This is a genomic window from Waddliaceae bacterium, assembly GCA_018694295.1.
In the GTDB taxonomy this organism is placed as follows: Bacteria; Chlamydiota; Chlamydiia; order Chlamydiales; family JABHNK01; genus JABHNK01.
The window spans coordinates 20,791-33,141 of sequence record JABHNK010000044.1; the positions used below are offsets into that span (position 1 = coordinate 20,791).

The 12,351-nt window shown below is 44.5% G+C and carries 10 protein-coding genes; 5 read left to right on the plus strand and 5 right to left on the minus strand.

Features of this window, described 5'->3' with window-relative positions; all coding sequences use genetic code 11:
- Window positions 1-17: 17 nt before the first annotated feature.
- The 5 genes from HN980_04685 to HN980_04705 form a co-directional block, all read right to left on the minus strand.
- A complete protein-coding gene (locus tag HN980_04685; protein MBT6928773.1) occupies window positions 18-1,367 on the minus strand; it encodes a hypothetical protein in 1,350 nt (449 codons plus the stop codon).
- A gap of 130 nt (window positions 1,368-1,497) precedes the next feature.
- A complete protein-coding gene (locus HN980_04690; GenBank protein ID MBT6928774.1) occupies window positions 1,498-2,370 on the minus strand; it encodes a hypothetical protein in 873 nt (290 codons plus the stop codon).
- Window positions 2,371-2,780: 410 nt separating this feature from the next.
- Window positions 2,781-3,935, minus strand: coding sequence for a hypothetical protein (locus HN980_04695; protein ID MBT6928775.1), 1,155 nt, complete (start codon window positions 3,933-3,935; stop codon window positions 2,781-2,783).
- Window positions 3,936-4,224: 289 nt separating this feature from the next.
- Window positions 4,225-6,801, minus strand: coding sequence for a leucine--tRNA ligase (locus HN980_04700; GenBank protein MBT6928776.1), 2,577 nt, complete (start codon window positions 6,799-6,801; stop codon window positions 4,225-4,227).
- Between the two features lie 107 nt (window positions 6,802-6,908).
- Window positions 6,909-7,913: a hypothetical protein gene (locus HN980_04705; protein MBT6928777.1), complete on the minus strand. Its 1,005-nt coding sequence runs from the start codon at window positions 7,911-7,913 to the stop codon at window positions 6,909-6,911.
- A 197-nt stretch (window positions 7,914-8,110) separates the two neighbouring features.
- On the opposite strand from HN980_04705, the gene HN980_04710 reads away from it, so the two are divergent.
- The 5 genes from HN980_04710 (at window position 8,111) to HN980_04730 (ending at window position 11,925) form a co-directional block, all read left to right on the plus strand.
- On the plus strand, window positions 8,111-10,018 hold the full coding sequence (locus HN980_04710; protein MBT6928778.1) for a VacB/RNase II family 3'-5' exoribonuclease: 1,908 nt from the start codon (window positions 8,111-8,113) through the stop codon (window positions 10,016-10,018).
- The gene (locus HN980_04715) at window positions 10,015-10,599 is read left to right on the plus strand and encodes a DNA-3-methyladenine glycosylase (protein ID MBT6928779.1); all 585 of its coding nucleotides are present in this window, start codon (window positions 10,015-10,017) and stop codon (window positions 10,597-10,599) included. Before HN980_04710 ends, HN980_04715 begins: the two co-directional genes overlap by 4 nt.
- Before the next feature lie 245 nt (window positions 10,600-10,844).
- Entirely contained in the window at window positions 10,845-11,486 is a 642-nt protein-coding gene (locus tag HN980_04720) for a DUF502 domain-containing protein (protein MBT6928780.1), read from the plus strand.
- A gap of 88 nt (window positions 11,487-11,574) precedes the next feature.
- A complete protein-coding gene (locus tag HN980_04725; protein MBT6928781.1) occupies window positions 11,575-11,748 on the plus strand; it encodes a hypothetical protein in 174 nt (57 codons plus the stop codon).
- A gap of 18 nt (window positions 11,749-11,766) precedes the next feature.
- Window positions 11,767-11,925: a small basic protein gene (locus tag HN980_04730; GenBank protein ID MBT6928782.1), complete on the plus strand. Its 159-nt coding sequence runs from the start codon at window positions 11,767-11,769 to the stop codon at window positions 11,923-11,925.
- Window positions 11,926-12,351 lie beyond the last annotated feature (426 nt).

Consider the following 12,351-nt stretch of genomic DNA (forward strand, 5'->3'; position numbering starts at 1 on the left):
TACTCCTTAATTATTGTCTATTTTTCAAGCCTTTCGGCTTCTGCTAGAAGTTGATTAGCTTCATTTTCAAGATCTTTGGCTTCTGCTAAAAGCCTTTCAAACTTTTCTTTTTTTATTTCTTTTTCTGCGTAGGCTCTTTTGGTATGTGCGTCGGACCTCATCTTTGCCGCGGCAAGGCGTAAATCTAACGCTTCATCTGTCCCTCTGAGCTGTTGAACTTCAGCTTCAAGTGCTATAGCTTGGCCTACGAGCGTGTGAATTTCTCTTTCAAACCCGTTGGCTTTGGCTATGCTCTCTTCGTCACCCTTAGCCCGCAGCATTGCCACTCTACGCTTTTTCTCATTGATTTTCGATAACATAGCTACCACTTCAAGTGTTTTGGCGCTGGCTTCAAGGTCTTTGGCTTCTACGCTGTCCGGTGGAAGCTGCCGTGCTTCGGCATGCCGAGCTTCGATTTGCTCTTCTATGCTGTCCGCTGCTATATCACCTTTTCCTGCCACGTCCATCGCAGCCGCCACTTCGCGTCTGATTGTCGCTGCTGCCACTTCACTCTCTCTGGCTTCAGCCAAAAGAGTTGAACTCTCTGCTTTGAGCTCTTTGATCTCATTCAAAAGCCCGATACGCTTTGTCTCAAGACGTTTGAACTCAGGATCTCCTCTTTTGCCCGCTCTGTATATCGACATTAAAGTACTTTTTACCACCCTCAACGCATCTGTTTTATTTCGCACTTCATAGTCTTTAACGTCCTTTTCAAGTCTTTTACCCCTAGCCTCAGCCTTGTTGCCTTCTATTTCCAGACTTCGGACTTCCGCTTCTATTTCTTTTTTTTCCAACGGATCGGCAGTTACCGCTTTCGACTCCAAGCGTTCCATCACGGATATTTTAAACAGGACATTACACTCAATATACTCAGCTTCTCGTTCTTTGAGTTTCATTTTAGCAGCTTCGCGTCCTTCAGGCACGGGTGCTTCGCCATTTTTTACTGCAAGCCACCGTCCTTTTGCTTCGAGCATGGCAGCCTTAGCTTCGAGCTCTTTAGCTCTCACTTCAAACATGGGAGCTTTCACTTTGTCCATTTCAGGCTTTTGCACTGATGCTCTTATCGCCGCCGCTTCAATCTTCAAATCTTCAGGCTGCTTTCCAACATCACCTTCTTCGATAGGATCTGTAAAATGAATGTGTTTTCCTTTTTTAGCCTCTGGAGAGGAGGCTTCAGCAAGAGCTTCTTGAGCAAGAGGTTTTACACCGTCTTTAACGGGTTTTGTGCTGGCTTCGCGACTCGAAAGCTTTCCTTTCCGCTCCGAAGTTTTCGGTTTTATGTTTGTCGATAAATTTTCTTTGCCTGAAACTTTTGGTGAATCTACCATATCGATGTCCTTGTTTACTATTACCTTGTGTAATGCTTTTCACAAAAAAAATACAAGGAAATAATTTGACGCCAAAGACTATAAACTCGCTGAGGGGAGATTGATAGAACAGAGCACAACATCCGCTGTTTCATTGTAAGAATAGATTATCTTGAATTTCCCTTATCAAGTCAGGAAATCTTTTTTCCACGTTCTTTGCAAGTCTCGACTTTATTGAGTCGGAAATTTCAGGGCTTCGCATTAAATATACAATCGTATTTTTCAAATTCTCTAAATTTTGCCCATCCAGCTTCTGGCGCAATATGACGCCACCAAAAATTTTGGCAATACGATTTTTGTCTTCGAGAATAATATTCGGAGACCCAAGAACGACAGCTAAAGCATCTATTAGCTCTATTATAGCTTCGTCATTGTCAGAAGAAATTTTTTCGGTGAAAGTACGGAGCGCCCGAGCAAGCGAGGGTTTTGTTTCAGCAGGAACACCGTCATCACTAAGCAGGTCGCGCAGTATCTTGGCCAACGCTGCATGATCTTCGCGCGGTATATCCTCCATACCAAGGATGTCACACAATGTGTCGGCATAAACGCTTTTTTCTTCACCAACAACGTTCTTATCTCTAACTACCTCGGCAAAAGAGTTTGCCAGCCTTAGATATGTTTTAGGATCTTCTTCGGCAATTCTTCCTTCTTGAAAGGGTCTTACCAACTTAACCGTCGCCTTTCTTATCTTGTTTAAGCGGGCTCTAGCTGTTGCGATAGTTTTTGCCTTCTGAAGCTTTCCGACATTTCTCTCTATTTCTTTTATCGCTTTTACTGTGTGACCGCTTAATAGCGACGCCTCTTCACCCTCAGTACAATTGGTATCTTCAAAAAGACTGCGTGGGAAATCGTCCTCAGAAAGCTCTACGAAATCATGCCCCGGAAGCTTTCCTTTCGCTGAAGATGGTTTTCTTATGTTTGGCGGTGCATTTTCTCCGCCGGAAACTTTTGATAACTTTGCCATATCTATATCCTTGTTTACTATTTCCTTGTGTAATACTTTTCACAAAAAAAATACAAGGAAATAAATAACTGATGTTACGCGATAATCTTGCTTTAGTGGCGTAGCGAAAGGGATGAGATGCAAGTATTCCGACGAGCCAAGCTCAGATAGAGCTGTGTGAGGAGGAATACGCAGCAGATCGCCCTTGCAGCACGCCAATAAAGTGAGAGTAGCGCGTAAGGTCAGCAAACAATAGACCTTACGAGATTTACGGAATTCTGAACCACAGAGCGAAATTAATTATGCTTTGATGGCCTTCACATATTAAGTTTGTTCATCACTGTTAGGAACGCCATAGCAGGGATTTTTATTTGTGGTTCAAAACTACTGGCATAGGAAAGGATGGTACTCATAACGTCCAAAAGACTATCCTAAGGAGTGTCAGTAAGCGCTTTGCCGAGATAATCAGCGGAAATTTTTATTTTTGGTTCAAAACTACTGGCATAGGCAATGGCGTCTTTCACAACGTCAACCTTTCCACTGGAAGCGGCAATAGAGACCGCTTTGCCGATAGCGTCACCAGGGATTTTTATTTGTGCTTCTTTGGCATAGGCAATGAATTCTTTCACAGCGTCAACATTTCCACAGGAAACGGCAATAGAGACCGCTTTGCCGAGAGCGTCACCAGGGATTTTTATTTTTGGCTCAAAACTACTGGCATAGTCAATGCTGACTTTCACAGCGATCATCTCACAATGGCAACAAGCATTTAAAATCGCTTTGCCGAGAGCGTCACCAGGGATTTTTATTCCTGCTTTTTTGGCATAGGCAATAAAACAACTAGCTTTCCTCAACGTCATACTGCAAATTGGATTTTCAGGGGGCATCTTGGCTAGAGCTTCAGCTAAAGCAAGATGTATTTTTGGGGCACAACTATTGTTATATAAAATGATGGCATTCACAGCGCCTATGTCTCCATGACAAGCTGCGGCAACAGCCGCTTTGCCTAGAGCTTTAGCTAAATCAAGATGTATTTGTGCTCCTTTGGCATAGGAAAGGATGGTTTTCACACCTTTTTTTCTCCTCGTAGAAACTGCTTTGTTAAGCGCTTGGCCGAGAAATTCAGCAGGGATTTTTATTTCTGCTTTTTTGGCATAGGAAAGGATGTTTGCTGCTTTGACAATCATATTATAATAAACAGCTCTAACTAACATTTCGCCGAGAAATTCAGCAGGGATTTTTATTTGTGCTTCGTTGGCATAGGTAAGGATTTTTTTCAGAGCGGCCGTATCACCATAGGAAACTAGCGCAAAAACCTTCTTCCCTAGATCTTTAACATTAGAGGCAGTATTATCAATAAATATTTCTCTATATTCATCCTCGACTTTACCAGAAGCTTCAGTGGGTGCCCTCAATTCAGTTCTAGAAATATATTTAGTACCGTCTTGACGCACTGTTATATCAGAAAATGCTTTTTGAGCTATTGCAATATGCGGACTTGCTTGTTCTAAACTATCTAATCCTAACAAAGAAGAAAGGGGCTCAACTTCTTTTAGATCTGCAATATCTCCTAAAGTTATTTCCATTATATATTTTCCTAATATTTATGCTGTCGCTGTAAAAATAAAAACATAATATACGTATTCCATTATACTCACAACAAAAAAGCCGTTATAGTCTGATAATATCTAACGCTATTTAACCGTATACATTCATAATATTATTCCTTCTATGTGGTTGTGCTATTCATACCTATCCTATCCATCGTTTTTGCGATGGATAGGAATGACGGCAGCAAATCGGCTCAGAGCCGATTTGTCGCCTACCTGGGGATTCCAAAGGCGGACATCGCTGGGGTTTGGGTAGGGCGGCGCCCTACCCAACGATGACAATGCTGAGGAGTTTATTTGGCACAAATATCACTTTTCGAATTTCTTTACCTTCGAGGTGCTTTGCTATTTTATCTTGTTGTTTTGCGAGGTTTAGTATGGTGTCTTTGTCTTGATCTTTTGGGAGGTCGAGTTTTGCGCGAACTTTACCATTTATTTGTATGACGTATGTCATGGTGTCATCTTCTAGGAGGGTTTTGTCTACGGTAGGGAATGCGGTATATGAAAGGCTTTCGCTGTTACCTAGGGTTTCCCAAGCTTCTTCTGCTAGGTGTGGTGCTAATGGTGATAGGCAGTGTGTTGCCATTGTTAGGATTTCTTTAGGGTATATTTCGAGTTTTGAGAAGTCGTTAAGGAACTCCATAAACTTTGCTATTGCGGTATTGAAGAGCATGGCTTCGATGTCGTTGCATACTCCGTGGACGAGGCGGTTTCCGAGTTTCAGCGCTTCTTGTGAAGGTGGTTCGTCGGAGACTTTTTCTGATGTTATTATGTCGTAGAAACGTGCGAGGAATCGGCGGCATCCGTGGATGGCGTTGGTATCCCACACTTTTTCTTTGTCGAGGGGTCCCATAAACATTTCGTATAGGCGTAGTGCGTCGGCGCCGAGGTCTTCGACGATATCGTCGGGGGTGACGCCATTGAGTTTAGATTTCGACATTTTCTCTATCTGACTGCGGAGTTTCTCGTTGGTATCTTTGTGGTAGTAGCTCCCCTCTTTTTCTATGGTATCTTCGGGGGCGACATATGCTCCAGAAGGTAGCTGATACGACCGTGAAGTTATAAGTCCTTGGTTACGGAGCTTCATGAAAGGTTCTGGAGTGGAAACGTGTCCGCAGTCGAACAGGACTTTATGCCAGAAGCGTGCGTATAGTAGGTGTAGGACGGCATGTTCTACGCCGCCGAGGTACATATCGACGGGGCCCCAGTATTTCTCTGCTTCGGGGCTCCATGCGGCATCGTCGTTGTGTGGATCCATGAATCGTAGGTAGTACCAACATGATCCTGCCCATTGTGGCATGGTATTCGTCTCACGGAGGGCTTTTTTGCCGGTCTTGGGGTCTGTTATCTCCACCCATTCTGTCGCTTTTGCTAGGGGGCTGCTGCCGTCGTTGCAAGGCGTGAAGTCATCTAACTCTGGAGGCGTTAGTGGCAGCTCATCGACGTCGAGGGCGCGCTGTGTGCCGTCTTCGAGGTGTAGTATTGGGAAAGGCTCTCCCCAGTATCGTTGTCGCGAGAAAAGCCAGTCACGAAGTTTGTAGTTGATAGCGGCTTTTCCTGTGCCTTTTTCTTCGAGCCATGCCGTTATTGTTTTTTTTGCATCTTTTACGGGTAGGTCATTTATTGAGATGTCGTCGTTTACGCTGTTGATGCATATACCGTCGCCTGTCCAGCAGCGTTTTCCTGTGAGGATCTCTTCGCGTGCTTGTTCGGCGTCTATGTCTTCGATACCTTCACATTTCTCTGTGCCTGGGTCGTATACGGCGATGATTGGGATTTTAAATTTCGTTGCGAACTCGAAGTCTCTTTCGTCGTGGGAAGGCACAGCCATTATTGCGCCGGTGCCGTAGCTGATAAGGACGTAGTCAGCGATCCATATCGGTATTTTTTCGCCGTTGACGGGGTTTATGGCATAAGCGCCAGTGAAGACACCGGTTTTATGCTTGGATAGCTCTGTACGCTCGAGGTCACTCTTCGATGCCGTCACCTGCCGGTATGTCTCAACATCTTGGCAGTATTCTTCGGTAGTGACCTTGTCGACGAGAGGATGTTCTGGTGAAAGGACCATATACGTCGCACCGAAGAGGGTGTCGGGCCTTGTTGTGAAGACGCTGATGGTTTCTTCGCTGCCATCGACGATGAAGTCGACGTGTGCGCCTTCGCTTTTGCCTATCCAGTTGACTTGTGATCTCTTTAGACCTTCTGACCAGTCGAGAAGATCAAGGTCGTCGAGAAGTCTCTCAGCATATGCCGTAATCTTAAGGACCCACTGCTTCAGCGGCCTTCTTTCAATAGAATGTCCGCCTTCTTTGGCTTTGCCGTCTTCGACTTCTTCATTGGCAAGGACGGTTCCCAGCGCCGGACAGTAGTTTACCATCATCTCAGCTTCATAGGCGAGTCCCCTTTCGAAAAGCTTCGTGAAGATCCACTGCGTCCATTTGTAATACTTCGGGTCGCTAGTAGCAACCTCGCGATCCCAGTCGTAGCTGAACCCCAGAGCCTGCAGCTGCCTTCTAAACGTATCAATATTTTTCGTCGTCGTAACGGCAGGGTGCGTACCCGTCCTTATCGCATACTGCTCGGCAGGAAGCCCGAAGCTGTCCCATCCCATAGGATGAAGTACATTATACCCCTGCTTTCTCTTGTTCCGCGCCAGGATGTCCGTAGCAGTATACCCCAGAGGATGTCCTACATGAAGCCCCGCCCCCGAAGGATACGGAAACATATCAAGGATGTAATACTTTTCCTTGCCTTCGTCAATCTCGGCCTTGAAGGTCTTGTTCTCCAGCCAAAACTTCTGCCACTTGGACTCAATAGCTTGATGGTCGTATCTCTTGCTCATAGCCTTTCCTTGTATTGGATTAACGTTAGGATAGGAAGGATACCACTACCACCCATTTTCTAGCAACGACGACGTCATACGGTGAAAGACCGCTATTGTTAAGAGCGTTATCTTACTATCTTTTTGCCTCTTTGCCACAAAATCTTGTCTTTACGTGCATTTAGACCCTCAGGTTTTAATGGCGGCGTTTCCTTAAGCCCTCGAACAATACGATTTTGAAGGCTTTTATTTTGAAGGCTTCCATCCTCTGACAACTTCGACAAAACATCCAAGATATTTTCTTTCATCGCGGCGTCGTCGCCCAGTGGCGACTTTAATATATCAAACAAGTCTTCTATTATTGTTTTTTCTTCATCTTCTTCCACTGTCTTACATTCTTCCGCTTTTTCCCGCTGGACGACATTCTCGACAAAAGAGTGGAAAGATTGAACTAGCTTGGGCATGACCTCCTTGGGAAAGGCTTCCGGTCTAAAGAAGTCTCTGAACAACTTCAGCATCTCAGCCTGATATGGTATAGCTTGCTCCGGTAGCATATAATTCCATTCTAATCCCGAAACAGCATCGCTAAGAACGACGAACTTTTCGGCTAATAGCTCTTTTGCTCCGTCAGAGACATCCTCAGGATTTAACCTTAGTAACATGTGGAACGTTTTCAGCAACGGCATCAGATCTTCATCCTGCAGGCTCGGCTGGTCGGGGATGGCAAGCAAAGATTCCAGACAAACGCCTTTTTCTTCGACAGGAGCCTTTAGCGACATGATCACATCAGTAAAAGAGTTTGCTAGAACCGTATAATTTTCAGACTTAACTTTTCCGTTTGTCAGCGACCCTGCCAGCGAAGAAGAGGCGTGTATTATTCCTTCTGCAAGGGTTTTGGCTTTTCTGGTGTTTTTTTCCAACAAAAGCTTTTGCGCATCGGCTTCTATCTTCCTTGGTATTTGCCTTATATCACCCGTATGCTGCGCCACTTGTTGTCTTCTAAAAATGCTGCGAGGAAGGCCTTTGGAGACAGACACCACATCATGTCCTTGAAGCGCTCCCTTATAGAAAATTTTCCCTACATCTTCCGCCAGCTTTTTTCCTGCTTGTATAATATTATTTAAACCCGACATGTTGTGCTCCTTTAGTAAACCTTTCTTTTTGAATCATATAATATACCATCAAAAAAACAAAATATTTTTTTGTCTACGACGAAAACAATAGTGTCTGGTTTTTTGATCAATGATCAATGAAAAAAAAGCTCTGGTGTAAAGAAGCGTCATGTGGTAAAATGAATTTTTGAACGTAAAATGTTATAGGCAAGGAAATTATGGTAAAAAATAAAGACGACAAAGAAAGACAATTAGCAGGCATCATGCGCGCACATCCCAGAGGTTTCGGGTTCGTAGGCGTCGAAGGCTACGACCAGGATATTTTCATCCCCAAAAGCAGGATGTCAGGCGCTATCGATGGCGACGATGTCAGTGTCGAAGTTTATGATATCGTATCCGAGAAAGGCCCTGAAGGTCGTGTTGTCGAGATTGTCAAAAGGTCGAAGAAACATTTGGTAGGAACTATTGTCAAGGCCTCTGATGGTGATATTTTAGCACACGTTCCTTTGCTTGGAGACGCACACCGCGTTGTTGTTATGAATCCCAAAGGCCGAGAGCTTATTCTTGGCGACAGGGTTGTCCTCGATGTTGAAGAGTGGGGCGATGATGGCGCCGAGACATCTTGCAGCGTACACAAACACATGGGCAACATCTCCGAAGCTTCTTATGACATCGCCGTCGCCGGCGAGGAATACAACATACGAAGTGCTTTCCCTAAGAATGTTATCAAAGAAGTTGAGAAGCTTCCTAACACCGTACTCGAAGAAGACCTTAATAGCCGCGAAGACTTCCGTGATATGGAGACGATAACAATTGACCCTACCGACTCCAAAGACTTCGACGATGCTTTGTCGCTGAGAATCGACGAAAAAGGCCATTATCACCTTAGCGTCCATATCGCCGACGTCGCAAATTATGTCAAAGCTGGCACAGCGCTCGACCAAGAGGCATTTTTACGTTGCAATTCTACATATTTTCCTGGGAACTGCATCCCCATGCTTCCGTACCAGCTTTCTAACAACATATGCAGCCTTAAGCCCGACGTCGAAAGGCTTACGGCTTCCGTCCTTATGGAATATGATGGTGAAGGCAATCTTGTCGACTATAAAATCGTACGTTCCGTTATACGCAGCAAGAAGAGGTTCACCTACCGCGAAGCCAAAGAAGTCCTCGACGGCAAGCTTGAGAGCCAATACGCTCCCCTTCTTAAGAACCTTGAGGCGTTGTGTCATATTTTTAAAAAGAAACGCTCAGAACGCGGGTGTGTCGAGTTTGCTCTGCCAGAAGTTCGTGTTATCGTCGATGATGATGGTGTCCCTACCGGAATGGAGTTCATCGAATATGACATCACCCACCAGCTTGTCGAAGAGTGTATGCTTAAAGCCAACGAAGTCATCGCCAAGCATATCAGCGGTCTCGAGAAAAAGCTGCCATTCCGTATCCATCCAGAGCCCAGCGAACAGAACTTTTCTGCCCTTGTCGAGACAGCGACAGCGCTAGGTTTTAAGGTGTCATCGCGTCCTACGTCAGAAGAGCTGCAGAAGATGTTCAACGAGATCGAGAACACCGAGCAGGCACGACACCTTGCGATATGTTTCATCAAAAGCATGCCTATCGCCTTCTATTCCGCCGAAAACATCGGCCACTACGGACTCGGCCTCGAATACTACTGCCACTTCACCAGCCCAATACGTCGCTATAGCGACCTCGTAGTACAGCGCATCCTCTTCGAAGAGACGAAGATCTCCGACGAAGACCTCGACAATGTCACAGAAGCATGCTCAGAGCAGGAACGCATAAGCTCCCGCGCCGAGAATGCCGTAAAGATCCTTAAGAAGCTGCGGTATATCGCCGCCGCCAAAGAAAAAGATCCGTACGTCCAATACGACGCCCTCGTAATAAAAGTTACCGGACGCGGCATCGTCTTCGAGATCCCGGAAATCATGGTCGAAGGATTCCTTCACGTCAGTGCCCTTTCCAAAGATTATTTCGTATACAATGAGGCATCTTCAACACTACGAGGACGCAATACTGGCAAAACGTATCACAGCGGCAGCGCCATCACCGTCATGCCGAAGAATATCGACCTAATAAAATCACAGGCGAAGTGGGATCAAATAACGTGACATTGCCAAAAGAATACTACCAAGGAGATGATGTCGTCGCTATAAGCAAAGACCTCCTCGGGAAAAAGCTCTTCACTAATATCGACGGCAATATCACAGGCGGTATCATCGTAGAAACAGAAGCATATGCCGGCATCGACGATAAAGCTTCACACTCATACGGAGGAAAAAGAACGAAGCGTAACGAGTCAATGTTCCTCGACGGCGGGATTACATACGTATATATGTGCTACGGGATACACTTCTTGCTGAATATCGTCACAAATAAAGCACCAATACCACAGGCTGTGCTAATCCGTGCCATACAGCCTACTGATGGTATAGAAACGATGCTAAAAAGACGCAACAAGGAAAAACTCGATAGGTCTGTGGCAGGAGGTCCTGGTGCGCTGTCGCAGGCGCTGGGCATCACGCGCTCCCACGACGCCCTCCCTCTGCAAGGTCTGATAATATATATTGAGGAGGGAGAGCATGTCGACGACATCGTCGCCACGCCACGCGTTGGTGTTGGTTATGCCGGCGATGATGCTTTTTTGCCGTGGAGGTTTAGAACCCGTGATTGCGACCTAATCTTTGATTAAGCACTACAGATGGAGGTGATATTTTATGTATTTTGACAAGAGCATGTCTTAAGACATGGTCGAGGAAAAATACATGAAAGATTGCCTTCAGCTGTAGATGATTGGTCGAAGATTAAGTGGCAATCATGGGTGAAATACAAAATAATTGCTGGACAAGTCCCGCGAAATAAGCGATAATTTGTCAAAAAGTTAAGGTTAAACCCATGAAAGAAAAAAGTGTTAAGTCTGGTTCTATTTTCCATACTCTGAAGAAGCATCTCGGTACTGGGCTTGTAATTTTATGTCCTCTTATCATCACGGCTCTTGTAATGAATTTCTTGATAAACCTCCTAACCAAGCCTTTTACTGGCTTCGTCAAAGATTTTTTTATTGAGCACGGCCTTCAAAACATCTCGTTTTATTTTCTTGGTGGCAAGCAGATCGTCCATATCACCAGCCAGGTTCTTATCATAATATCTCTTATTGTCGGCACAATATTCTTGGGGATAATAGCACGTTGGTTTTTTATCAAGTCATTGATACGCTTCGGCGACAAATTCCTCCATAAGATACCTTTTATCAACAAACTCTATAAAACTTCGCAAGATATCGTCAAAACGGTGGCAAGCTCGGACTTCAAGTCTTTCGAACAGGTAGTCATGGTACCATACCCCAACGAAAAGACTTTCTGCATAGGGTTTATCACACGCAAAGCCCCTGCCGTCTGCAACAATTCCGTAGGGAACCCTCTTATGGCGGTATTCATCCCTACGACGCCAAACCCAACATCAGGGTTCTTGCTTATGTATCGCGAAGAAGAGATTATCTTCCTCGATATGTCTATCGAAGACGGCATAAAGTTCATAATATCCTGCGGGGTTATACACCCGGAAATCAATGTTCAATAATCAATGATCAATGATCATTGAAAAGTGTTGCTGTTTTATTCGGCTATGATGTATGATGGGTTACATTATTTTCGGGAGGAATACGATAATGACAAGAATGGGAAAAAAAGAAGAGCGTCGCAACCAATATCCTCATAAGAGGAAAGCTCCTTCGGTAAAGACCGGCTCTAAAAAAGACAATCTTCCTTTAGGATATAAAGAAAGATCCAACGCCCTTGAAGGCGACATAGCAAAAGAAGCTTTCATAGCAAAAATTAAATAAATAATTTAGGTACTATAAATGTCAAGACATCCAAGCTACGGCAAAAGCGGTAAAGGCGGACAGAAGCGCAACGTTTTGAAACGTTTCGAGCGCATCGACGTCCTACGCAAACACGGCAACTGGAAAGACGGCGAAGACAAAAAAGTCACCGGCCTTCCCAAGACGCCTACAGAATAACAAAAAAGCCCTCTTGCGAGGGCTTTTTTGTTTCAATTATCAATTATCAATTATCAATGAAAAAGTAACTTTCTATTGCTCAATGCTAAATGTATATATGTAGCATCGCTGCATAAAGCTGCATAAAAAATATTTTTATAGCTTATTTACTGACCTTACGCGATAGCCACTATTATGAAGGAATTTCGAAATAAGATTTCCTACCACGGAGCCTTTACAGTGATCAATGAACAATAAACAATGAACAAGGTAAAAAACTTACTTTTATTGATAATTGATAACTGGTAACTGATAACTGATAATTGAAAAGGCTCCGTGGTAGTATATTCCGGATTTTTATATTATCTTTATGCCTATCACTTACCTTGCGCAACACCCACAATATAGAGAGCTTTATCTTTTTCTCTCTCTAACAAGAATTTTCGC

Coding starts and splice junctions, on each gene's coding strand:
- HN980_04685 (MBT6928773.1), bottom strand. CDS start 1,367: ATGGTAGATTCACCAAAAGTTTCAGGCAAAGAAAATTTATCGACAAAC.
- HN980_04690 (MBT6928774.1), bottom strand. CDS start 2,370: ATGGCAAAGTTATCAAAAGTTTCCGGCGGAGAAAATGCACCGCCAAAC.
- HN980_04695 (MBT6928775.1), bottom strand. CDS start 3,935: ATGGAAATAACTTTAGGAGATATTGCAGATCTAAAAGAAGTTGAGCCC.
- HN980_04700 (MBT6928776.1), bottom strand. CDS start 6,801: ATGAGCAAGAGATACGACCATCAAGCTATTGAGTCCAAGTGGCAGAAG.
- HN980_04705 (MBT6928777.1), bottom strand. CDS start 7,913: ATGTCGGGTTTAAATAATATTATACAAGCAGGAAAAAAGCTGGCGGAA.
- HN980_04710 (MBT6928778.1), top strand. CDS start 8,111: ATGGTAAAAAATAAAGACGACAAAGAAAGACAATTAGCAGGCATCATG.
- HN980_04725 (MBT6928781.1), top strand. CDS start 11,575: ATGACAAGAATGGGAAAAAAAGAAGAGCGTCGCAACCAATATCCTCAT.
- HN980_04730 (MBT6928782.1), top strand. CDS start 11,767: ATGTCAAGACATCCAAGCTACGGCAAAAGCGGTAAAGGCGGACAGAAG.